This window comes from Enterobacter cloacae complex sp. 6730903, assembly GCF_048283985.1.
GTDB lineage: Bacteria > Pseudomonadota > Gammaproteobacteria > Enterobacterales > Enterobacteriaceae > Enterobacter > Enterobacter hormaechei_C.
Genome location: NZ_JBLVXX010000007.1, coordinates 132882 through 155172 on the forward strand (window position 1 = coordinate 132882; position 22291 = coordinate 155172).

Consider the following 22291-nt stretch of genomic DNA (forward strand, 5'->3'; position numbering starts at 1 on the left):
TGTACAGGCTACGCGGGTTCATTCTTCACCGGGAAAGGTAGAACCAGGCAAGTTGGCGTTGCCGCGTAGGTTACGGAACTGCTCCCGGGCCCGGTGACTGGTTGCTACACCAGCGAAGCAGGCCGAGAAGAAGAGTAATCGACTCAGTGGGAATTCAGAAGGCGATAAATGAAGTTAACCGTTTTTTCATTCGAAACAGGAAGGCGCCACGCAAAATTGACATAATGGCTTGCAAGCCAGTGGGGCGTGATGCAAAATTCATTGCGTTGGGGTTGCCGCAAATCTGCCAGCACGGTGTGCTACCACCGCAAGGCAACAAATAAACCGCTATCAGGCGGTTTTTTTGTGCCCAAAATTCGTCTCGTCTCCCCGTTACACCATGCTTAACGATTCAGCAAATTTTTTAATGTTGCTTTTTTGTAAACAGATTAACACTGTGCAGAAATCCTGCTATGCTGCCCGACGCGGTATCGGGCATTTACCCTACAAACTGCTGTCTCACAGGAGCGTGAAGAGAACGCCCGCCGCATATGACAATGAGAGCGAGGAGAACCGTCGTGCTAGAAGAATACCGTAAGCACGTAGCAGAACGTGCCGCCGAGGGAATTGTACCCAAACCGTTAGATGCAACCCAAATGGCCGCGCTCGTCGAGCTGCTTAAGAACCCGCCTGAGGGCGAAGAAGAATTCCTGTTAGATCTGCTGATCAACCGTGTACCGCCTGGCGTAGATGAAGCTGCCTACGTAAAAGCCGGATTCCTTGCCGCCGTTGCCAAAGGCGAAGCCACCTCCCCACTGGTTACTCCTGAAAAAGCGATTGAACTGCTCGGCACCATGCAGGGCGGCTATAACATTCATCCGCTGATTGACGCGCTGGATAACGACAAGCTGGCGCCGATTGCTGCCAAAGCGCTCTCTTCAACGCTGCTGATGTTCGATAACTTCTACGATGTGGAAGAAAAAGCCAAAGCAGGCAACGTTTACGCGAAGCAGGTGATGCAGTCCTGGGCCGATGCCGAATGGTTCCTGAACCGCCCTCAGCTTGCTGAAAAAATTACCGTTACCGTCTTTAAAGTGACCGGTGAAACCAACACCGATGACCTTTCTCCGGCGCCGGATGCATGGTCTCGCCCGGATATCCCCCTGCACGCCCTGGCGATGCTGAAAAACGCCCGTGAAGGCATTGAGCCGGATCAGCCTGGCGTGGTTGGTCCGATCAAACAGATCGAAGCACTTCAGAAGAAAGGTTTCCCGCTGGCTTACGTCGGTGACGTGGTCGGTACCGGTTCTTCCCGTAAATCCGCCACCAACTCCGTGCTGTGGTTCATGGGCGACGACATTCCGCACGTGCCGAACAAGCGCGGCGGCGGCCTGTGCCTCGGCGGCAAAATTGCGCCAATCTTCTTCAACACCATGGAAGATGCGGGCGCGCTGCCAATTGAAGTGGACGTGAGCAACCTGAACATGGGCGACGTGATTGACGTTTACCCGTATAAAGGCGAAGTGCGCAACCACGAAACCAACGAGCTGCTGGCCAGCTTCGAGCTGAAAACCGACGTGCTGATCGACGAAGTGCGTGCCGGTGGCCGTATCCCGCTGATCATTGGCCGTGGCCTGACCACCAAAGCGCGTGAAGCGCTGGGTCTGCCGCACAGCGACGTATTCCGTCAGGCGAAAGACGTGGCCGAGAGCAACCGCGGTTACTCTCTGGCGCAGAAAATGGTGGGTCGCGCCTGCGGCGTCGCCGGTATCCGTCCTGGCGCGTACTGCGAACCGAAAATGACCTCCGTGGGGTCTCAGGACACCACTGGCCCAATGACCCGTGATGAACTGAAAGACCTGGCGTGCCTGGGCTTCTCGTCTGACCTGGTGATGCAATCCTTCTGCCACACCGCGGCGTATCCGAAGCCGGTTGACGTAACCACGCACCACACGCTGCCAGACTTCATTATGAACCGTGGCGGTGTCTCCCTGCGTCCGGGCGACGGCGTTATCCACTCCTGGCTGAACCGCATGCTGCTGCCGGATACCGTCGGTACCGGCGGTGACTCCCATACCCGTTTCCCAATCGGGATCTCCTTCCCGGCGGGTTCCGGTCTGGTGGCGTTTGCCGCAGCGACCGGCGTGATGCCGCTGGATATGCCGGAATCGGTGCTGGTGCGCTTCAAAGGCAAAATGCAGCCGGGCATTACCCTGCGCGATCTGGTGCACGCGATCCCGCTGTATGCCATCAAACAGGGTCTGCTGACCGTTGAGAAGAAAGGCAAGAAAAACATCTTCTCTGGCCGCATTCTGGAAATTGAAGGTCTGCCGGATCTGAAAGTGGAACAGGCGTTCGAGCTGACCGATGCCTCCGCCGAGCGTTCTGCGGCGGGCTGTACCATCAAGCTGAACAAAGAGCCGATCATTGAGTATCTGACCTCCAACATCGTGCTGCTGAAGTGGATGATTGCGGAAGGCTACGGCGACCGTCGTACGCTGGAGCGTCGTATTCAGGGCATGGAAAAATGGCTGGCGGATCCGCAGCTGCTGGAAGCCGATGCAGACGCAGAGTACGCGGCGGTGATTGAGATCGATCTGGCGGATATCAAAGAGCCAATCCTGTGTGCGCCGAACGATCCGGACGATGCGCGTCTGCTCTCTGACGTGCAGGGCGATAAGATCGACGAAGTGTTCATCGGCTCCTGTATGACCAACATCGGCCACTTCCGTGCTGCCGGTAAGCTGCTGGATACCCACAAAGGCCAGCTGCCAACCCGTCTGTGGGTGGCGCCGCCAACCCGTATGGATGCGGCGCAGCTGACCGAAGAGGGCTACTACAGCGTGTTTGGTAAGAGCGGGGCGCGTATCGAAATCCCTGGCTGCTCCCTGTGCATGGGCAACCAGGCGCGCGTGGCCGACGGTGCGACGGTGGTGTCCACCTCAACCCGTAACTTCCCGAACCGTTTAGGTACCGGGGCGAACGTTTACCTGGCCTCTGCGGAGCTGGCGGCGGTTGCGGCGCTGATTGGCAAACTGCCAACGCCGGAAGAGTACCAGACCTTTGTGGCTCAGGTAGATAAGACGGCGGTGGATACCTATCGCTATCTGAACTTCGACCAGCTCTCTCAGTACACCGAGAAGGCTGACGGGGTGATCTTCCAGACGGCGGTATAAACAGCAAAACCGTCTCTACGAGACGGTTTTTAGTGTTTGCACCCTCTCCCGTGGGAGAGGGACGGGGTGAGGGCATCAGGCCGCAGGGTCTTGCTCTCACCTTTTTATTTTCATTCCTCCCGCCTCTCCCGCTTTTTTTCTTCCTCGCTGCTGCGATAATTACCCTAATGGCTTTGCAGAGGAAAACGCTATGGATTACGAATTTTTGCGCGACATCACCGGCGTGGTGAAAGTGCGAATGTCGATGGGGCACGAAGCCGTTGGACACTGGTTTAACGAAGAGGTGAAAGAGAACCTTGCGCTGCTGGATGAAGTCGAACAGGCGGCGGAAACGGTGAAAGGCAGTGAACGCTCCTGGCAACGCGCCGGGCACGAATACACGCTGTGGATGGATGGCGAAGAGGTGATGGTGCGCGCCAACCAGCTTGAGTTCTCGGGTGATGAGATGGAAGAGGGGATGAGCTACTACGACGAAGAGAGCCTGTCGCTGTGCGGCGTGGAAGACTTCCTGAGCGTGTTGAACGCCTACCGCGATTTTATGAAACAGAAGTAACTCCCCGAAGCGTCCCTGCTCCGGGTTACGTTTACACGGTCGGAATGTTACGGCCGTAGTAAATTTCGCGCATCTCTTTCCAGAGCAGGTCGGTAATGACCTTACGCTCTTCTTCACTTAAATCTTCCGGCCTGGTGTGGAACATGTAGTGCTTAAGGTCGAATTCCTTAAGTAACATTTTGGTGTGGAAGATATTCTCCTGATAGACGTTCACATCCATCATGTCGTACAGCGATTTCATGTCCTCGGACATGAAATTCTGAATGGAGTTGATCTCATGATCAATGAAGTGCTTCATGCCGTTGATATCACGGGTAAAACCGCGCACGCGATAATCAATAGTGACGATATCGGATTCCAGCTGGTGGATTAAATAATTCAACGCATTCAGCGGTGAAATCACGCCGCAGGTCGACACTTCAATATCCGCGCGGAAGGTACACAGCCCGCCTTCCGGGTGGCTTTCCGGGTAGGTGTGCACGCAGATATGGCTTTTATCCAGGTGGGCGACAACCACTTCCGGCAGCGGGCCGGGGTGCTCGGTTTTGTCGATAAGCTTTGGGTCAACTGGCTCTTCACTCACCAGAATGGTGACGCTCGCACCCTGAGGCTCATAATCCTGGCGCGCGATATTCAGGATGTTCGCGCCGATAATCGAGCAGGTCTCTGTCAGGATCTCGGTCAGACGGTTGGCGTTGTAGAGTTCATCGATATAGGCGATGTAACCATCGCGCTCTTCTGCTGTTTTGGCGTAGCAGATATCGTAAATACAAAAACTCAGGCTTTTGGTCAGATTGTTAAAGCCATGCAGTTTAAGCTTTTTCAATTAGTTCACCTCCTTTGAGGACAGCGCGTCTTGCAGATATTGAGGCAACGCAAAGGCTGCGGTGTGGATCGCCGGGTTGTAGTAGCGGCACTGGAGCCCGGCCTGATGGAAGCGGGCCTGGATAATTTCGGTAGAGAGATGGCGCAGGACGTCGTTATCCGTCGCCCAGGCAAAGGTCATGATCCCGCCGTAGTAAGTGGGGATCGCCGCCTGGTAGAAGCTGACGTCAGTAAAATAGGTGCTCAGCTTACGGTGGCTATCAAGCGCTTCATCCTGTTGCAGGAAGCAAACGCCGTTTTGCGCCACAAAAATTCCGCCAGGCTTCAGGCAGCGCTTGCAGCCTTCGTAAAACGACGAGGTAAACAGCGACGCGCCCGGGCCGATAGGGTCGGTACAGTCAGAGATAATGACATCAAACGTTTGCGTGGTCTGGTTAACAAAATTGACGCCATCGTCGATAACCAGATTAAACCGCGGATCGTCATAGCTGCCGGCATTATGGTTGGGCAGATACTGGCGGCAGAACGACACCACACCGGCGTCGATTTCCACCATGGTGATGGTTTCGACATTCTGATGGCGAGAGACTTCACGCAGCATCGCGCCGTCGCCGCCGCCGATAATCAGGACGTCCTTCGCGTGGCCGTGGGCCAGCAGCGGGACGTGGGTCATCATTTCGTGATAGATAAACTCGTCGCGCTCGGTGGTTTGCACCACACCGTCCAGCGCCATCACGCGGCCAAAGGCGGCGTTTTCGAAGATTATCAAATCCTGATGATCGGTTTTCTCATGATAGAGCACGTTATCCACGGCAAAATACTGACCAAACTGGTCATGCAGCGTTTCTTGCCATACCGTTTTATCGGTCATGGGGAGCACCTCCTTCGTTAACATCCATTACATCCGGCAGATGGGCGCAACACAACACCGCCGTGAGGCGGTTAGCGAGTCAACAAGGGGCGTCGGGAAGGTTACTTCACGTAGGCGAGCAGGCTGAGTGAATCGCGAGCCAGCGCTTTGCATTTTTTAGCAGTGGGAATGCCAATACCGCTTAAATCACGGTAGCTGTCTTCACCGAGCGCCTTCATGTCGAAGCTGTCGTAGTTGCTGAGGTCCCATTGGTTCTGCTGGGCAAAAAAGACCAGTGCGCGACGAATTTGCCCATTGGGTAAATTCTGGTAACCACAATCGTTTTTCAGAAAAACAAAAACTGCCGTCAGATCGGCCATATCTTCCGCTTCGTTTTCACTTAGCGCGTAACTGTTCGCACACATCGCCATCAGGCTGGCGAACAAAATTGTTCTGAAAAACGTCTTCATTGCCTTTACCACTGCATCACGGAAAATTAACGTTAGCATACTTGATGCCAGGCCGACGATCTTTATTATTGCCGCCGTGCTTGACCTTCCGGTAAGGGGAGGGTTTATGCTCAAAAGATCGCCTGCTGGAAATAAGGAAATGCACATGCAACGTCGTGATTTTTTAAAATTTTCTGCCGCGCTGGGGGTTGCCAGCGCGTTACCTCTCTGGAGCCGCGCCGTATTTGCCGCCGACAGACCGGCTTTACCCATTCCTGAATTACTCTCCCCAGATGCCCGCAGCCGCATTCAGCTTGTGGTGCAGGCCGGTAAAACCACGTTCGGTCAGCACGCCGCCACGACGTGGGGCTATAACGGCAATCTGCTCGGCCCGGCGTTGCAGTTACGCAAAGGGAAGGCGGTGACGGTAGACATTCATAACACGCTTGCGGAAGAGACCACGCTGCACTGGCACGGGCTGGAAGTCCCGGGCGAAGTGGATGGAGGGCCTCAGGGCATCATCAGGCCTGGTGGTAAACGCAGCGTAACCTTTACCCCGGAACAACGCGCGGCGACCTGCTGGTTCCACCCGCATCAGCATGGCAAAACGGGCCATCAGGTGGCGATGGGGCTGGCCGGCCTGGTGCTGATTGAAGACGATGAAAGCCGCCTGCTGCGCCTGCCGAAACAGTGGGGAATCGACGATGTCCCGGTGATTGTGCAGGACAAAAAATTCAACGCTGACGGTCAAATTGACTATCAGCTGGACGTCATGAGCGCGGCGGTAGGCTGGTTTGGCGATACGCTGCTGACCAACGGCGCGATCTACCCGCAGCATGCCGCGCCAAAAGGCTGGCTGCGCTTACGTCTGCTTAACGGCTGTAACGCCCGCTCCCTGAACTTCGCCACCAGCGATAAACGCCCGCTTTACGTAATGGCAAGCGACGGCGGCCTGCTGCCGGAGCCGGTGAAGGTGAGCGAGCTGCCGATGCTGATGGGGGAGCGCTTCGAGGTGCTGGTGGATATCAGCGATGGCAAAGCGTTTGACCTCGTGACCCTGCCGGTCAGCCAGATGGGGATGGCCGTTGCGCCGTTTGATAAGCCGCATCCGGTCCTGCGCATTCAGCCGCTACAGATCACCGCCTCCGGTACGCTGCCGGAGACCCTCACCACGCTGCCATCACTCCCGTCGCTGGACGGGCTTACGCAGCGTAAACTTCAGCTTTCCATGGACCCGATGCTCGACATGATGGGCATGCAGGCGCTGATGAAGAAGTACGGCAATCAGGCCATGGCGGGAATGCATCACGGCCAGATGATGGGCCATATGAATATGGACCACGGCAATATGGGCGGCATGGATCACGGCGGCCATGGTTTCGATTTCCACAACGCCAACCGCATCAACGGCAAAGCGTTCGATATGAACACGCCCATGTTCGCCGCCACGAAAGGGCAGTTTGAACGCTGGGTGATTTCAGGCGAAGGCGACATGATGCTGCACCCGTTCCATATCCACGGCACGCAGTTCCGTATTCTCACTGAGAACGGTAAAGCGCCGGAGGCGCATCGTGCGGGCTGGAAAGATACGGTGAGGGTGGAAGGCGGCGTCAGCGAGGTGCTGGTGAAGTTCGACCACGACGCGCCGAAAGAGTTTGCCTATATGGCCCACTGCCATCTGCTGGAACATGAAGATACGGGGATGATGCTCGGTTTTACCGTATAAAAAAAGCCGGGTGGTGGCTTCGCCTTACCCGGCCTACATATGGAAATTGTAGGCCCGGTAAGCGTTAGCGCCACCGGGCTTTTTCGTTACTTAGCGTCGTCAGGCAGTGCATACGCGACAATATAGTCGCCCATCTTCGTGCCAAACGAACCGTGACCACCCGCAGAGATGACAACGTACTGCTTGCCATTCACTTCATAGGTCATCGGCGTTGCCTGTCCACCGGCTGGCAGACGGCCTTGCCACAGTTTTTCACCGTTGGTCATGTTGTACGCGCGCAGGTAGTTATCTGCGGTTGCCGCGATGAACAGCACGTTACCGGCGGTGGAGATTGGGCCACCCAGCATTGGCATACCCATATTGAACGGCACTGGAACAGGCATCGGGAACGGCATGCTGTCCTGTGGCGTACCAATACGTTTCTTCCAGACGATCTTGTTGGTCTTCAGATCCAGACCAGAGATGTAACCCCAGGCAGGCTGTTTACACGGCAGACCAAACGGAGACAGGAACGGATTCAGGGTCACACCATAAGGAACGCCATACTGCGGCTGGATACCGGCTTCGGTACCGCTGCCTTTCGCATCTTTCGGCTGCTCCATTGGGTTACCCGGACCGCGAGGGATCAGACGGGAAACGAACGGCAGCGCCATTGGGTTAGCGATGGCGACCTGACGGTTAGGGTCAACGGAAATCCCACCCCATTCGAACATCCCCAGGTTACCCGGGAAGACCAGCGTACCCTGCTCTGACGGCGGGGTGAAAATCCCTTCGTAGCGCAGCTGGTGGAACATCACGCGGCACACCAGCTGGTCAAACATGGTGGCACCCCACATGTCTGCACCGCTGAGGTCTTTCTTCGGACGGAAGCTCAGGTCAGAGAACGGCTGCGTTTTGGTGACGTAGTCGCCTTTGGCCGCGCCCTGCGGAACCGGTTTTTCCGGTGCAGGAACAACCAGCTTACCGTTGCTGCGATCCAGCACGAAGATGTTGCCGGTTTTCGCCGGGGCGTAAATCACCGGAACGGTTTTACCATTAACGGTAATGTCCGCCAGCGTCGGCTGGGACGGCATATCCATATCCCACAGATCGTGATGAACGGTCTGGTAGCTCCATGCCAGTTTACCGGTCGTTGCGTTCAGCGCCACGATGGAGCTGGCGTAACGTTCCTGCTCCGGCGTACGGTTACCGCCCCAGATATCCGGCGTGGTCACGCCCATCGGCATGTAAACCAGGTCCAGCTTCGCGTCATACGCTGCCGGTGCCCAGGAGTTCGGTGAGTTAAAGGTAAAGGTGTGTTCATCCGATGGGATCGCGTTAGGATCTTTCGCGCCCGGGTCGAAGGCCCACAGCAGTTTACCGGTGTTTACGTCGAAACCACGGATAACGCCGGAGGTTTCACGGGTAGAGAAGTTATCCGTTACCGAACCGGCAATCACGATGGTTTTATCGGTGATGATTGGCGGGGAGGTCGGCTCATACAGGCCCGGCGTGGTGTCCGGCATGTTGGTCTGAAGATTCAGAATGCCTTTATTGGCGAAGGTTTCGCACAGCTTGCCGGTCTCAGCATTAATGGCAAACAGGCGGCCATCGTTCACCGGCAGCATAATGCGGCGAGGACAGTCGGCAATGACTTCCGGGCTGGCATTATCGGCGCGCGCTTCGTGGTAAGAGACGCCGCGGCAGGTAATGTGCTGGAACGACGGGTTGGAGTTCAGCTGTGGATCAAAGTGCCATTTCTCTTTACCGGTGGCCGCGTCGAGCGCGAACAGACGCTGGTGCGCCGTACACAGGTAGAGCATGTTGCCCACTTTAATCGGGGTCACTTCGTTGGTCAGCTCACCCGGATCGTTTGGCATCTTCAGGTCGCCGGTACGGAATACCCAGGCTTCCTTCAGGTTTTTCACGTTGTCCGCGTTGATCTGCTTCAGCGGGGAGTAGCGTTGACCTTCCTGGTTACGACCATAAGCAGGCCAGTCACCGTCCGCCACCTGCGAAATAGCCGCAGCCGGCGTGGATTCCGCGTTCAGCGTACCGTTGATCTCCTGCGGGTCGTTAAAACCGGCCCAGGTCAGGATGCCGCCACTAATCAGCAGGGCAACGACCAGACCGGCCACGGCACCGCTGGACGGGACGATCAGACGACGCCAGACAAACGGCAGGATCAGCCAGATACCGAAGAAGACCAGAATGTCGCTGCGCGGCGTCAATGCCCAGAAGTCGAACCCGACTTCCCAGACGCCCCAGATCATGGTTGCGAGCAGTAACGCTGCGTACAGCCACAGAGCAGATTGTTTTCTGCGTAAAAGCAGGACGGTTACGCCAACCATAACCAGACCCGCAATCGGGTAGTACCAGGAGCCGCCAATCGCGACCAGCCATACGCCACCGATTAACAAATACAGCGCGCAGAATGCGGCAAACGCGGCTGTTAATGTCACCAGTAGACGCGGCTGTTTAGTTTTTGTTTCAGCCATAGAAAAGTACTCGTCAGTTTTGTTAATTATTTGCTAGCAATTAATTATAGGTATTAACAACTGTGATCGGAATCACAAATATTGCTTTTTATAACTCATACGCCAGGCTTATCCATTTACTGGTATAATGGCTGGCTTGCGTATCGATGCCGGAGCGAGAGTCATCCGCATTGAGAGATTTTCACTAAAATCATTTGGTTAGTAATATGAAACATACTGTTGAAGTGATGATCCCGGAAGCCGAGATCAAAGCGCGTATCGCCGAACTGGGTCGTCAAATCACCGAACATTACAAGGACAGCGGCAGCGAAATGGTGCTGGTCGGTCTGTTGCGTGGCTCTTTCATGTTCATGGCAGACCTGTGCCGTGAAGTGCAGGTGCCGCACGAGGTCGATTTTATGACCGCCTCCAGCTACGGCAGCGGCATGTCCACAACCCGTGATGTGAAAATCCTGAAAGATCTGGATGAAGATATTCGTGGCAAAGATGTGTTGATTGTTGAGGACATCATCGACTCCGGCAACACGCTCTCTAAAGTGCGTGAGATCCTGAGCCTGCGTGAACCAAAATCACTGGCGATTTGTACTCTGCTGGATAAGCCTGAGCGCCGTGAAGTGCAGGTGCCGGTGGAGTTCGTTGGTTTCTCCATCCCGGACGAATTCGTGGTGGGTTACGGCATTGATTACGCGCAGCGTTATCGCCATCTGCCGTATGTTGGGAAAGTAGTGATTCTGGACGAATAATTGCGGGCTGATGCCCTCACCCCAGCCCTCTCCCACAGGGAGAGGGTGAAAACCCCCGGCTTTGTTTATTTATGGTTCACATGCTTAAGCTTGAGGTTGGCAATTCCCGAGCGGTAACGCTGTTCCAGCGTTTCGCGGTTGGTGGCGGTCACTTCCAGATTGCGCAGCAGGCCGTCGTGAATACCGTACGCCCAGCCGTGGATGGAGACCTTCTGTCCGCGTTTCCAGGCAGACTGCATAATCGTCGAGTGGCCCAGGTTATAGACCTGCTCCATCACGTTCAGCTCACACAGCGTGTCGAGACGGCGCTCCTGCGGCATTTCGCCCAGCAGTGAGCTATGTTTGAACCAGATATCACGGATGTGCAGCAGCCAGTTATCGATTAACCCCAGCTCTGTATTTTCGACCGCCGCCTGTACGCCGCCGCAGCCGTAATGGCCACAAATAATGATGTGCTCAACCTCCAGAACGTCAACGGCATACTGAACAACCGAAAGGCAGTTGAGATCGGTATGAATAACGAGGTTAGCCACATTGCGGTGAACAAACAGTTCGCCCGGTTCAAGACCGGTCAGACGTTCGGCGGGGACGCGGCTGTCGGAACATCCAATCCAGAGAAAGCGCGGGTTCTGCGCTTGCGCGAGTTTTCCAAAAAATCCGGGGTCTTCCTCCACCAGCATTTTTGACCATAGTGCATTGTTGCTGATGAGTGTATCTATGTCGTTCATGGAGGTTATCGACCTGTAACCAAGTGATTGCGTTGCGCTACTATAGGGTAACCCGACTTTTAATGAAACCACACAACGTGTGTCAGAACTTAAGGTAAGTTGAATTCATGGCGATTGCACTGGAGCTTGAAAAGCTCAAAAAAACCTACCCGGGGGGCGTCCAGGCGCTGCGCGGGATAGATCTTAAAGTCGAAGCGGGAGATTTCTACGCGCTTCTGGGGCCGAACGGGGCGGGAAAATCGACCACCATCGGGATCATCAGCTCGCTGGTCAATAAAACGTCTGGCCGCGTCAGCGTGTTTGGCTACGATCTGCAAAAAGACGTAGTCAACGCCAAGCGCCAGCTGGGACTGGTGCCGCAGGAGTTCAACTTCAACCCGTTTGAGACGGTGCAGCAGATTGTTGTTAACCAGGCGGGTTACTACGGCGTTGAGCGCAAAGAGGCGCTTGAGCGCAGCGAAAAGTACCTGAAACAGCTTGACCTGTGGGAGAAGCGTAACGAGCGCGCGCGGATGTTGTCCGGGGGGATGAAGCGCCGCCTGATGATTGCTCGCGCGCTGATGCACGAGCCAAAGCTGCTCATCCTCGATGAACCGACCGCTGGGGTGGATATTGAACTGCGTCGTTCCATGTGGGGCTTCCTGAAGGATCTGAACGACAAAGGCACCACCATCATCCTGACCACGCACTACCTGGAAGAGGCGGAGATGCTGTGCCGCAACATCGGCATCATTCAGCACGGCGAGCTGGTGGAAAACACCTCGATGAAGAATCTGCTCTCCAAGCTGAAATCAGAGACCTTTATCCTCGATCTGGCGGCGAAAAGCGCCCTGCCGAAGCTGGAGGGGTATAACTATCGCCTGGTGGATACCTCGACGCTGGAGGTAGAAGTGCTGCGCGAGCAGGGCATCAACAGCGTGTTCTCCCAGCTGAGCGCGCAGGGCGTTCAGGTATTAAGCATGCGTAACAAAGCGAACCGACTGGAAGAGCTGTTTGTCTCTCTGGTGCACGATAAACAAGGAGACAAAGCATGACGCATCTTTACTGGGTCGCGCTGAAAAGCATCTGGGCGAAAGAGATTAACCGCTTTATGCGCATCTGGGTGCAAACCCTGGTGCCGCCGGTGATCACCATGACGCTCTACTTCATCATTTTCGGCAACCTGATTGGCTCCCGCATTGGTGAGATGCACGGCTTTACCTATATGCAGTTTATCGTGCCGGGCCTGATCATGATGGCGGTGATCACCAACGCTTACGCGAACGTGGCGTCCTCATTCTTCAGCGCCAAGTTCCAGCGCAACATTGAAGAGCTGCTGGTGGCGCCAGTGCCGACGCACGTCATTATCGCCGGTTACGTGGGCGGCGGCGTGGCGCGCGGGCTGTGCGTGGGTATTCTGGTGACGGCAATTTCGCTGTTCTTCGTGCCGTTCCAGGTGCACTCGTGGCTGTTCGTGGCGCTCACGCTATTGCTGACGGCGATCCTGTTCTCACTGGCCGGTTTGCTGAACGCCGTGTTCGCCAAAACCTTCGATGACATCAGCCTGATCCCGACCTTCGTGCTGACGCCGCTGACCTATCTGGGCGGGGTGTTTTACTCCCTGACGCTGCTGCCGCCGTTCTGGCAGGCGCTGTCGCACCTGAACCCGATTGTCTATATGATCAGCGGCTTCCGCTTTGGTTTCCTCGGCATTACCGATGTCCCGCTGTTCACCACCGTTGTGGTGCTGGTGGTGTTTATCGTAGCGTTCTATCTGCTGTGCTGGTATCTGATCCAGCGCGGGCGTGGGCTGCGTAGCTAACCTTCTGCCCGGCAGACGTTCTGTTTGCCGGGCACTTTCTTTGACAGTTATCACCGTAAACTAACCTTCATCTGGATAAACTACTCGCCTGCTAAGGAGAGACGTTATGCTGGGATGGGTTATCACCTGCCACGATGAAGAGGCACAGGAAATGCTCCTGAAGCTGGAGGCCCGATTTGGCCCTCTGGCGCAATGTCGTGCGGTAAATTACTGGCGAGGGCTAAGCACCAATATGCTCAGCCGGATGATGTGCGACGCGCTGCATGAAACCGACTCCGGTGATGGCGTGATTTTTCTCACCGACAGATCGGGCGCGGCGCCTTACCGTTCAGCGGCGTTAATGAGCCATAAGCACGATAACTGTGAAGTAATCTCCGGTATCAGCCTGCCTTTACTCGAAGCGATGTATCCGCTGCGCGCAACGTTGAGCAGCGCTGAATTTCGCCACGCCATTGTGTCGCAGGGCTCGCCGGGCGTGAGCAGTCTGTGGCACCAGCAGCAGAAGAATCCGCCTTTCGTTCTGCTTCACGATCTGTATAAGCATTAAACATTGGTATTGATGTCGCTTTTGCTACAATGGCGACTGATTTTCCGTATCGATTTATATCCCATGCTCATGCGCGTTATCTTTATCCTTCTGCTACTGGTTTCCGGTTGTGCGTCTGCCAGCCTGACCAGTGAGCAAGGCCTTCCTGCTCAATATATGCAAACCACTGAAGATGCGGCCATCTGGGCGCAGGTGGGAAATACCGTCGTGAACGTGGGCAATGTCCGCGCCGGGCAGATCCTCGCCGTCTTTCCGGCCGCGGCGGATTACTATGAATTTCGTTTCGGATTCGGTACGGGGTTTATTGATAAAGAGCACCTGGAAAAAGTGCAGGGTAAGCAACGCGTCGAGGATAGCCTGGGCGATCTGAACAAGCCGCTCAGCAATCAAAACCTCATCACCTGGAAAGACACGCCGGTGTATAACGCCCCCAGCAGCGGAAGCGCGCCCTTTGGCACCTTAAGCGCCAATCTTCGCTATCCGATTCTGAATAAGCTGAAAGACCGCCTGAACCAGACCTGGTTTCAGATCCGCATCGGCAATCGTCTGGCGTGGATCAGTAGCCTGGATGCACAGGAAGATAACGGACTGCCGGTTCTGACCTACCACCATATCCTGCGTGATGAAGAGAACACCCGTTTTCGACATACCTCCACGACGACCAGCGTACGTGCGTTTAATAATCAGATGGCCTGGTTACGCGATCAAGGCTATACCACGCTGACGATGTACCAGCTTGAAGGGTACGTGCGTAACAAGATGAACTTGCCCGCGAAAGCGGTGGTAATCACCTTTGATGATGGCCTGAAATCGGTGAGCCGCTACGCGTATCCGGTGCTGAAACAGTATGGCTTCAACGCGACGGCGTTTATTATTTCATCCCGCATCAAAGGCCACCCTCAGAAGTGGGATCCCCGATCGCTACAGTTTATGAGCGTTCAGGAAATTAAGGCCATTCAGGATGTGTTCGACATTCAGTCTCACACGCACTTCCTGCATCGCGTGGATGGATATAAACACCCCATTTTATTGAGCCGCAGCTATCACGTGATCCTGTTCGATTTTGAACGCTCACGGCGTGCACTGGCGCAGTTCAACCCGCGCGTGCTGTATGTTTCGTACCCGTTTGGCGGGTACGACAATAAAGCGATTAAGGCGGCGAACGATGCGGGGTTTCATCTGGCGGTGACCACGGTGAAAGGGAAGGTGAAGCCGGGGGATAATCCGTTCTTACTGAAACGTCTGTATATCTTAAGGACGGATTCGCTGGAGACCATGTCGCGGCTGATCAGTAATCAGCCGCAGGGGTAGGTTATTCGTACGTGGTCTGAATGGTCACGGTGGTGCCGAAAACACCGACGGTTACCGGATCGCTACCGGTTTTGATCAGCCTGGCCCAAAGTGATCTGTCAATAATACTAACAGGATCCCCAACAATCTCTCCTATAGCAATGACACGTTGGTAACTGTCTGCCGGCACGGGGTAATGATCATTTTCAGAATCCATAATCATGACGCCGACGCCTCCTGCCGCAGTAACACCACCTGCATTCTCGACGGTATTGGTAAAATATTTTTTATCTGCGGTGGTATGTGTGGAGGATAACGTATAGTAAACAGCGGTTGTATTTACACATGTACCCGTAACATGGAACTCGACTTTGCTGGTATTCCCGTTTTCGACTTCTGCGGGATACCAGTCACCAAGGTTTACCGTTGTGGGCGCACGTAATGCACACGTTGGACGGTTTAAGGGAAAATTAAATGACATCTGAGACATATTCACATAGGGACGTGGATGGTCATATGTGCTCTCCTCATGCGGATCTCCGATGATAATTTGTCCGATTGGACCGCTGCTTGCAGTCAGGAAGTTCTCATCAAGGGGCACACCGGTGAAGCCATTTGTCTGCCAAAATTCCATACGAACATGCCAGTTTTTCTCACTAAAAGCCAATGGCTTACCGTCAGCAGTTTTGTAAAAAAAGCCCTGATTTTCAGGGAACCACGCTGTTACGGCATTACCATCCGGGAAGAAAGCAAGTGTGTAATAGATCCCTGGAATGTTTGTGCGAAACATCGCTTTGCCATCGATCGCCCCTGCCAGCATCGTGCTATCGGTTAACTGATAAACATCTGAACCATCATTACCGCCTGCACAATGCGATTTTAATGTCGGGGTAGTTTCCATCGTGATCGTGGTACTGATCTGCGTTGGGGTGGTTACCGTGCCAACAGGCAGAGGAGTAATCACCGGCTGAGTACCCGGAGACATAATTAATACACTGTCATTGCCCGCGTAAAATTTACACTCCGCATGCGTTGCGCCAGAAATTCCGAGCATCACGAATACTAATATATTCAGTAGTTTCTTCATCATAAATCCTTTTATTCGTAGCTCACATTCACCAGAACGCTACTCACCACCGTGCCGCTGGTGACAGCGCCAATGTTCTGGTAACGTGCGTGAAATCCATAATCCTTTATATAGTTCTCACTACTTCCACTGACATCGTAAATAATGTTTGATGTCCCGTTGCTGTTCAGGACATTAGTTTTGAACGCATCTGAAAAAATAACGATACCCACATTTTCAGCCGCACCGGCTGTGGCATCGTTTTTAAAGACCTGGTTGTGATTACTCCAGAAACCATTTTGCGGAGCAAAACTAAATTTCAGTTTGTTAATCGTTGCGCCTTCTGTACTGCTCGCGTAGCAGTCATCTACGTGGATGGTAAAAGGCGTTCCAGCTTCATCATCGGTTGGCGTTAGACGATCGCTCTTGTCGCTGTTATAAAACCAGTCTCGAGCCACGGTCGGCAAATAGATCTCGCCGCCGTTTTCGACGCTTAGCCGACAGGTATTATTAACAATATTTGCTGTCAGGTTTACATCCACACCTGAACCTGCCTGGCATATGTCAGGCAGAGTGCTACCAGCCAGACCGATAAGCAACGCAAGACCCGGCTGGTGTAAATTAAACGGTGATTGTTGCATGATGGTTCCTGGAATTATTGATAGGCGACAGTAAACGTCACTGGCGCACTAACCGCACCTGTACCCACCTTGCTAATGTCTCTACCTTTGGCGATAACGATGCGTGAGTTCATGGGGAACTCGCCTGTGCCGTTAGTAATCCTGACTTCCTGAGGCGACGGGGGTGTATAGCAACTCATCAGCACACCTGTATCGACAGTACCGGACCAGATTTCGAAGCCTGTTGCTAAACCAGCTGCATAGGAATCACCAGTTTCGTCACCTCCAGAACATCCTCCGCCAGCGCCGGATGCAGCAGATACCGTTGCCTTTTCTACCCCAGAGCAGTTGGTGAGGGTAATTTTGAGGGGCTCGACGCGGGTTTTGTTTACCAGGTCAGATTTGTATACGTCGCCAAACGCAATTTCACTAGATTCTGCACCTGCTCCGTTAACCACTTTTGCGGTACAGGTACCCGGTATGACCTTTGTTTGAAAGTCCATCTGGACACTACTGGTACCCGTAATGGCTGCACCTGCCATTCCAGAGAACAGAGTGGCAGAAACGGACAGGGCGATAAAAGTTGTTTTAAATTTCATGATGTTGCTCCGTTTTCCTGCACCAATTACTCGTAGGTAAACTCAAAAGTCGCCGTGGTTTGAAAATCACCAATGGTCATGTTATTTGCTTTGGTTTCACGTAATGTTGCGACTAAGGCCACTTCTTTATTCTGGATTTCTGTTGTAGTCCAGATTAAGCGCTCCGTATCCACGGTTGAGTTAATAATAAACGGGGAATTTGGTGTATCGGCTCTGGCAATTTCAACAGCGGAGTAATCTGCGCCTCCGCTGGCTTTTGCTATACTGTTAGCAAGCCCCGAGGCCAGATCACCTGATTTGGTTCCCTTAACCGTCGTTTTCAATCCAGTCAGGGATGATGGACATTCAACCATCGCGATTTTGAAATTGGCTTTTGCGGTTCCGGCTTTTACCTCGTCAAGGCGCACCTGACCGCCACCGATTTTCAGCGTTTGCTGAGTATCGGAACCCTCACCACCAACCAGTTTCATATCACAAGTGGTTTCACGGATATTAGCCGTGAAATTAACATCGAGATTCGTGCCCTCGGCGAGCGCCGAACCTGATAACGCCAGCATCATCATGGCAACGACTGGCAGGCTATAAAGATTTTTTTTCATACAAACTCTCGTTATTTTCCCGAATAATTACATCTGGCACACTTGATTGCTGAGTACCGTTGTAAGTCCTACTTTTTGAGCATGTGATGAGACGTTATAATGCACGTCACACTTACTGTCTTTATCGCTTCCCCAGACAACATGAAGCGTGCCTTCATCTTCAACGCCGCGGACATAGGCTTGCCCCGCCTGCCCCACGGTGCCAATTGATTCTTTTTTTTCATTTAAAACATCAGCGCCTAAAGGAATAAATCCGTTATCGGTGCGCTTAAGTTCTAAAATTAATGAACGACCTTCATCGGTTGCAAAATCAACCAGCACGACGGAACCACTGCGGGGAACCGTAATTTCACTGGTGTTTTTAATTTCAACATCGTTTTCCAGCGTGCTGATATCAAGGTATACGCGGTTTTCACGGTAGGCGGACATATAAGGCAGAATGCCATAGCCGGAACTGCCTATTTCGCTGTTACCAAAGCCAATACCGGCGCCTTTCGCGCCACTCGCTTTGACCAGTGCCAGCGCATCGTTGTCACCAATACTCCCTGGCGCAAATGCGATGCCTCCTGAATGCAATACCATGCCACCGCTATAGGAGGCAGAATATTGCTTACTGTTGTCATCGCCAAAAGAGGCAGATAAACCCAGCGGGCCATATTCACTGTTATAGGACCCGTAGCCGCTTATCTGATTCAGGTCACCATAATTACCGCTGTTTGACGAGGCGCTAACGGAATAACTCACCTTATTATCTTGCGTATTTCCACCCGCGGACGTGTTAAAGCTTGTGCCGCCTTTAAGGTCGGAACGTAATCCCATGTTGATGTTCGAGAATCCACCAGAATTCCCTCTATCTTTTGAGAATACACTTAATGGAATGCTCAGGCTTAAATAAACGCTGTCGTCTTTCTTGCCGTTCTGATCATAGGTTCGCTGTAATGACAGGCTGTAGCTGCCGTAGGTGAAGCTATTGTTATACCCAATATTATAATTGGAAGTTGAGCCCGTAGCGTTCCAGTAATCCTGCCAGGTGCCGCTTACATACAGGGAGCCATAATTGTCCTCTCCGGATGTTAGCGGTTGGTTAAGACTAATTTGCACCTGATTTTTGGTGCGCTGATAGTCTGCATATAACGCTTCGTTTGAGTCATAGCTACGGTTTGAGTATTTCTGGTGCTTAATACTGTCCTGAAGTTGCGCCGCATCGTTAAGCGTCAGGTAGTCTTCCGTCGAGAAACGATAAGCCGCAACGTTAAAGGAAGTATTCGTCGACTCAATCATTTTACTGTACGTTAAACGATAACTTTGACCGCTTAATTTATCCAGCCCCTCAATATCTGCATATGATTGCGTAACGTCGAATGCAAACGCACCAACAGGGGTATTCATTGCCACGCCGAGGATACCGGCATAAAAACCCATATCGGTATATTGTGCGCCAATATAACCCGTGAACGTATTATTCAGGCCATAGTAAAGGGTACCGTAACCCACTTTAGGCGCATCAATCAGTGAATCGTCATTTAATTCACCTAAACCGACGTCCCAGCGAGAGGCTCCCGGACGGAGCATCTGGGTAACGGATGAAAAGGGTACGGTAAAGGAGCGTTTGCTGCCGTCCGCTTCTTCAATCGTTACCAGTAAATCATTTCCGTAACCTGTGGTACTCAGGTCGTTTATTTCAAACGCGCCTGGTGGCACCGAGGTTTCATAAATCTTATTGCCGCTCTGCGTGACGCTGACCTTCGCGTTACTGTTCGCGACACCCCGGATGACAGGAGCGTAGCCGGTGGACCCCATTGGCAGCATGCGATCGTCACTGTACATGCGTGCGCCGCGCAGGCTCATAGAGTTAAATGCCTCGCCACGCGTGTAAGAGTCGCCGATGACAAACTGGGCGCTCAATGGTGTAAAATCGCGCTGCAAATAGACATCCTGACTGGAGTATTTTGTGCCGCTATCTTTGTCCCAGTTAAAATTGCCACGCGAGCGCAGGCGCCATGGCCCCATATTCAGACCATAGCGTAACCCTACATATGCACTTTCTGATGTACTGCCGTTGCTCTCGCTACGCCAGCCGTTCATGTCATAAGAGAGCAGAGCGGCAGGGATCCCGTTATCCCACAACGATGGATCGACATAGCCTGCCGGGCGTTTCAGCACATAAATCTGCGGAAAATTAAAATCCATTGCCTGCTTGCCACTGTCATAGCTAACCGTAGCGCCAGGGAAGGTTTTTTTAATATCGACGCAGGTTTCATCGTCTTCCGGTCCGTCAGGCAATGTGCTGGTGTCGACACCCGATTGTGACAGCAGCAGTTTTGTTATGCACGGTGTCGCACGAGGTGTTCCGTTATCTTTAAACGTGACCTCCACGGTAGACTTCAGTTTACCGTTCAGGTTGATCTTAGTGCGATAGGTCCCCGGTAAAACCGGGTTGCCATGTGAAAAACGATTAATATCAATATTAGCGCTGCCATTTAAAAGAAATTGATCGTTAAACTCGACCTCTTCTTCATTATCAGGCAGATCTTGTGCTGGCGTGATATTTTCTGCGCAAGCATAAAAAGGTAATGCTGCGCTTATCGCAAGACATAAAAGAGAACGTTTAAATAACATGGCACATCCACTTAATCAGTGTAGAGAGGGTGCTCTCTACAGAGTTAATGCTATCAATTATTATGTGTATTAAAGGGTGCTCTATTTAAGTCCAGCTTCGTGATGGTCTGTGCCGCCATAGTCATTAATGGTATCAAACTCGACTTTACCATTTACGGCAGAAGCTAAACCTTTCACCGTCATTGTGGTATCACTAAACGGTGGAACGGCCTTATGATCAACGTCGTATGTTTTTTGACTGGCTTTAATGGTTACCGCCGAAACGGAGACGTTATAGGGTGAGTTATTATGGGCAACAAGCTTAACTGCGTTCCCCTCTTTTTTCTGCGTCCATGTCAAATGCTCAGCGGCTTCACCTGCCGAGCCTTTTAACCCGTCTGGTCGGTAAAAGAATTTAATACGCGTTCTGAATGCCAGCTGAAGCTGGTTAAGATTCTCTTTATTTGCAGCTTTTGATTTTGGCGGAATCTCCAGGACATTGAACCAGAAAAGCGATTCACGATCCTGTGGTAAAGGTGTACCTGTGTAGGTAATACGTACGGATTGGCCTTTTTTCGGGTCAATACGGGATACCGGAGGGGTAATGATAAAAGGAAGCTTCAACTCTTCCGGGTTTACGCCATCACGCCCATCATCAAGCCAGGTTTGAACCAAAAGCGGTTTGGTTCCATGGTTATCGAGATTAACGACGACATCCTTCGATGACTGTGGGTAGATAATACGGGTGCCGGAAATAACAATGTCCGCACTAGCATTCGATGCGGCCAAAAAAGCAGTTGCGAGCAATGCGGCTTTAAAACTTTTAATGAAGATTGAATGAGACATTTTTCCACTTCCTTTTGGAATTACACAAGCAATCCCTCATTTATCATGAAGGATTGCTTAATTTAAAGTTTACGAATCTCTTATTCGTAAATCATGGTGAAGGCAACCTGTGCCTGCACGGTACCAGCAGCTACTGGGTTGTTTGTTGCATCCCAGCCCTGACCTTGGGTGTAGGCTACGCGGTAGTACAGGTTTCCTGCGCCAGAAGTTGCATCAATAGTTGCTTTCTGAGTGTTGTTGGTCTGGTCAATTTTAATCTGATCGGTAGCTGAGTTACCGTCGTTTGACAGCACCAGGTTAACGTTCTTAGCAGAACCCTGTGCATTGCTTGGTGGCACCAGCAGACCGCCTTCTGTAGAAGAAGAACCCGCCCATGAAGAGAACTGGGCAGACGCTCTTTTCGCAGTTGCGGTATCACAACCGGTCAGAGAAAGGGTGAATTTCTTTTCACCCAGGGTGCTGGTGGTACCCAGTGCGGTTGCAAAATCACGTACAAATACGGTGTCCAGGGTTACGTCAAAATCGTTACCGTTTTGATCGATTTTCTGGTCAAGGGAGACCTGGCAAGTATTGTTAGAAACCATGCCGTGGAAAGTGATGGTGCCCGTGTCATCTGCTGCTACTGCTGAACCCGCAGCCAGAACGCTTGCCATTGCAATTGCCAAACCATATTTTTTAGAAATCATTTCAATATCCATATTCGTTGAGTAAATAATAAATGCCCGTAAAGCTTTTATTTGAAATTAAATTTCGTGGCGAATTATATTGTTAATTTCAATGAAATATAGATGTTGTGCGTGATTTAAACTAAATGAATGC

The 22291-nt window shown here is 52.6% G+C and carries 20 protein-coding genes; 8 read left to right on the forward strand and 12 right to left on the reverse strand.

From position 1 onward, the window contains the following. Positions 1-557: 557 nt before the first annotated feature. Both acnB and yacL read left to right on the forward strand, forming a co-directional pair. A complete protein-coding gene (acnB, locus tag ACNQ0W_RS05690) occupies positions 558-3155 on the forward strand; it encodes a bifunctional aconitate hydratase 2/2-methylisocitrate dehydratase (RefSeq protein WP_062932346.1) in 2598 nt (865 codons plus the stop codon). Between the two features lie 190 nt (positions 3156-3345). After that, a complete protein-coding gene (yacL, locus tag ACNQ0W_RS05695) occupies positions 3346-3708 on the forward strand; it encodes a protein YacL (RefSeq protein ID WP_017694501.1) in 363 nt (120 codons plus the stop codon). A gap of 31 nt (positions 3709-3739) precedes the next feature. Here yacL and speD read toward each other — a convergent pair whose 3' ends face one another. The 3 genes from speD to ACNQ0W_RS05710 form a co-directional block, all read right to left on the reverse strand. Then, positions 3740-4534, reverse strand: a complete 795-nt coding sequence (gene speD / locus ACNQ0W_RS05700) for an adenosylmethionine decarboxylase (RefSeq protein WP_045333712.1) — start codon at positions 4532-4534, stop codon at positions 3740-3742. Next, complete coding sequence (gene speE / locus ACNQ0W_RS05705) at positions 4535-5404, reverse strand: polyamine aminopropyltransferase (RefSeq protein WP_062932345.1); 870 nt, start codon at positions 5402-5404, stop codon at positions 4535-4537. 101 nt (positions 5405-5505) lie between these two features. Further along, a complete protein-coding gene (locus ACNQ0W_RS05710; RefSeq protein WP_003856306.1) occupies positions 5506-5853 on the reverse strand; it encodes a YacC family pilotin-like protein in 348 nt (115 codons plus the stop codon). A gap of 145 nt (positions 5854-5998) precedes the next feature. Between ACNQ0W_RS05710 and cueO the strand changes: the two genes are divergently transcribed. Further along, positions 5999-7558 carry a multicopper oxidase CueO gene (gene cueO / locus ACNQ0W_RS05715; protein WP_062932344.1) on the forward strand — a complete coding sequence of 520 codons (1560 nt, stop codon included), beginning with the start codon at positions 5999-6001 and terminating at the stop codon, positions 7556-7558. An 86-nt stretch (positions 7559-7644) separates the two neighbouring features. Here the strand turns inward: cueO and ACNQ0W_RS05720 are convergent, their stop codons facing one another. Continuing rightward, a complete protein-coding gene (locus tag ACNQ0W_RS05720; protein ID WP_062932343.1) occupies positions 7645-10035 on the reverse strand; it encodes a glucose/quinate/shikimate family membrane-bound PQQ-dependent dehydrogenase in 2391 nt (796 codons plus the stop codon). Positions 10036-10241: 206 nt separating this feature from the next. Between ACNQ0W_RS05720 and hpt the strand changes: the two genes are divergently transcribed. Then, on the forward strand, positions 10242-10778 hold the full coding sequence (gene hpt, locus ACNQ0W_RS05725) for a hypoxanthine phosphoribosyltransferase (RefSeq protein ID WP_003856303.1): 537 nt from the start codon (positions 10242-10244) through the stop codon (positions 10776-10778). A 65-nt stretch (positions 10779-10843) separates the two neighbouring features. Here the strand turns inward: hpt and can are convergent, their stop codons facing one another. After that, on the reverse strand, positions 10844-11506 hold the full coding sequence (can, locus tag ACNQ0W_RS05730) for a carbonate dehydratase (protein ID WP_003856301.1): 663 nt from the start codon (positions 11504-11506) through the stop codon (positions 10844-10846). A gap of 107 nt (positions 11507-11613) precedes the next feature. Here can and ACNQ0W_RS05735 point away from each other — a divergent pair, with 107 nt between their 5' ends. The 4 genes from ACNQ0W_RS05735 to ACNQ0W_RS05750 all read left to right on the forward strand — a co-directional run bounded on the left by ACNQ0W_RS05735 (position 11614) and on the right by ACNQ0W_RS05750 (position 15165). After that, the gene (locus ACNQ0W_RS05735; protein WP_062932342.1) at positions 11614-12540 is read left to right on the forward strand and encodes an ABC transporter ATP-binding protein; all 927 of its coding nucleotides are present in this window, start codon (positions 11614-11616) and stop codon (positions 12538-12540) included. After that, on the forward strand, positions 12537-13307 hold the full coding sequence (locus ACNQ0W_RS05740; protein ID WP_003856297.1) for an ABC transporter permease: 771 nt from the start codon (positions 12537-12539) through the stop codon (positions 13305-13307). The genes ACNQ0W_RS05735 and ACNQ0W_RS05740 overlap by 4 nt, the downstream gene beginning before the upstream one ends. Positions 13308-13413: 106 nt before the next feature. After that, a complete protein-coding gene (locus ACNQ0W_RS05745; protein WP_062932341.1) occupies positions 13414-13854 on the forward strand; it encodes a PTS sugar transporter subunit IIA in 441 nt (146 codons plus the stop codon). A 63-nt stretch (positions 13855-13917) separates the two neighbouring features. Beyond that, positions 13918-15165: a polysaccharide deacetylase family protein gene (locus ACNQ0W_RS05750; RefSeq protein ID WP_062932340.1), complete on the forward strand. Its 1248-nt coding sequence runs from the start codon at positions 13918-13920 to the stop codon at positions 15163-15165. Between the two features lies 1 nt (position 15166). Here ACNQ0W_RS05750 and ACNQ0W_RS05755 read toward each other — a convergent pair whose 3' ends face one another. The 7 genes from ACNQ0W_RS05755 to ACNQ0W_RS05785 all read right to left on the reverse strand — a co-directional run bounded on the left by ACNQ0W_RS05755 (position 15167) and on the right by ACNQ0W_RS05785 (position 22158). Continuing rightward, complete coding sequence (locus ACNQ0W_RS05755) at positions 15167-16234, reverse strand: fimbrial protein StkG (RefSeq protein WP_235143917.1); 1068 nt, start codon at positions 16232-16234, stop codon at positions 15167-15169. 8 nt (positions 16235-16242) lie between these two features. Further along, positions 16243-16851: a fimbrial-like protein gene (locus tag ACNQ0W_RS05760; protein ID WP_062932338.1), complete on the reverse strand. Its 609-nt coding sequence runs from the start codon at positions 16849-16851 to the stop codon at positions 16243-16245. A gap of 14 nt (positions 16852-16865) precedes the next feature. Beyond that, positions 16866-17429: a fimbrial protein gene (locus tag ACNQ0W_RS05765; protein ID WP_062932337.1), complete on the reverse strand. Its 564-nt coding sequence runs from the start codon at positions 17427-17429 to the stop codon at positions 16866-16868. A 26-nt stretch (positions 17430-17455) separates the two neighbouring features. Further along, on the reverse strand, positions 17456-18028 hold the full coding sequence (locus tag ACNQ0W_RS05770; RefSeq protein ID WP_116329835.1) for a fimbrial protein: 573 nt from the start codon (positions 18026-18028) through the stop codon (positions 17456-17458). A gap of 27 nt (positions 18029-18055) precedes the next feature. Then, entirely contained in the window at positions 18056-20647 is a 2592-nt protein-coding gene (locus ACNQ0W_RS05775; RefSeq protein WP_062932335.1) for an outer membrane usher protein, read from the reverse strand. 81 nt (positions 20648-20728) lie between these two features. Continuing rightward, entirely contained in the window at positions 20729-21472 is a 744-nt protein-coding gene (locus ACNQ0W_RS05780; protein ID WP_062932334.1) for a fimbrial chaperone, read from the reverse strand. Between the two features lie 80 nt (positions 21473-21552). After that, a complete protein-coding gene (locus ACNQ0W_RS05785) occupies positions 21553-22158 on the reverse strand; it encodes a fimbrial protein (protein ID WP_062932333.1) in 606 nt (201 codons plus the stop codon). Positions 22159-22291: the final 133 nt, after the last annotated feature.

What these genes read in the sequence shown, in the direction of transcription:
- yacL (WP_017694501.1), top strand. Translation starts at nt 3,346, where the DNA reads ATGGATTACGAATTTTTGCGCGACATCACCGGCGTGGTGAAAGTGCGA.
- speE (WP_062932345.1), bottom strand. Translation starts at nt 5,404, where the DNA reads ATGACCGATAAAACGGTATGGCAAGAAACGCTGCATGACCAGTTTGGT.
- ACNQ0W_RS05710 (WP_003856306.1), bottom strand. Translation starts at nt 5,853, where the DNA reads ATGAAGACGTTTTTCAGAACAATTTTGTTCGCCAGCCTGATGGCGATG.
- cueO (WP_062932344.1), top strand. Translation starts at nt 5,999, where the DNA reads ATGCAACGTCGTGATTTTTTAAAATTTTCTGCCGCGCTGGGGGTTGCC.
- ACNQ0W_RS05720 (WP_062932343.1), bottom strand. Translation starts at nt 10,035, where the DNA reads ATGGCTGAAACAAAAACTAAACAGCCGCGTCTACTGGTGACATTAACA.
- hpt (WP_003856303.1), top strand. Translation starts at nt 10,242, where the DNA reads ATGAAACATACTGTTGAAGTGATGATCCCGGAAGCCGAGATCAAAGCG.
- can (WP_003856301.1), bottom strand. Translation starts at nt 11,506, where the DNA reads ATGAACGACATAGATACACTCATCAGCAACAATGCACTATGGTCAAAA.
- ACNQ0W_RS05735 (WP_062932342.1), top strand. Translation starts at nt 11,614, where the DNA reads ATGGCGATTGCACTGGAGCTTGAAAAGCTCAAAAAAACCTACCCGGGG.
- ACNQ0W_RS05740 (WP_003856297.1), top strand. Translation starts at nt 12,537, where the DNA reads ATGACGCATCTTTACTGGGTCGCGCTGAAAAGCATCTGGGCGAAAGAG.
- ACNQ0W_RS05745 (WP_062932341.1), top strand. Translation starts at nt 13,414, where the DNA reads ATGCTGGGATGGGTTATCACCTGCCACGATGAAGAGGCACAGGAAATG.
- ACNQ0W_RS05750 (WP_062932340.1), top strand. Translation starts at nt 13,918, where the DNA reads ATGCTCATGCGCGTTATCTTTATCCTTCTGCTACTGGTTTCCGGTTGT.
- ACNQ0W_RS05755 (WP_235143917.1), bottom strand. Translation starts at nt 16,234, where the DNA reads ATGATGAAGAAACTACTGAATATATTAGTATTCGTGATGCTCGGAATT.
- ACNQ0W_RS05760 (WP_062932338.1), bottom strand. Translation starts at nt 16,851, where the DNA reads ATGCAACAATCACCGTTTAATTTACACCAGCCGGGTCTTGCGTTGCTT.
- ACNQ0W_RS05765 (WP_062932337.1), bottom strand. Translation starts at nt 17,429, where the DNA reads ATGAAATTTAAAACAACTTTTATCGCCCTGTCCGTTTCTGCCACTCTG.
- ACNQ0W_RS05770 (WP_116329835.1), bottom strand. Translation starts at nt 18,028, where the DNA reads ATGAAAAAAAATCTTTATAGCCTGCCAGTCGTTGCCATGATGATGCTG.
- ACNQ0W_RS05775 (WP_062932335.1), bottom strand. Translation starts at nt 20,647, where the DNA reads ATGTTATTTAAACGTTCTCTTTTATGTCTTGCGATAAGCGCAGCATTA.
- ACNQ0W_RS05780 (WP_062932334.1), bottom strand. Translation starts at nt 21,472, where the DNA reads ATGTCTCATTCAATCTTCATTAAAAGTTTTAAAGCCGCATTGCTCGCA.
- ACNQ0W_RS05785 (WP_062932333.1), bottom strand. Translation starts at nt 22,158, where the DNA reads ATGATTTCTAAAAAATATGGTTTGGCAATTGCAATGGCAAGCGTTCTG.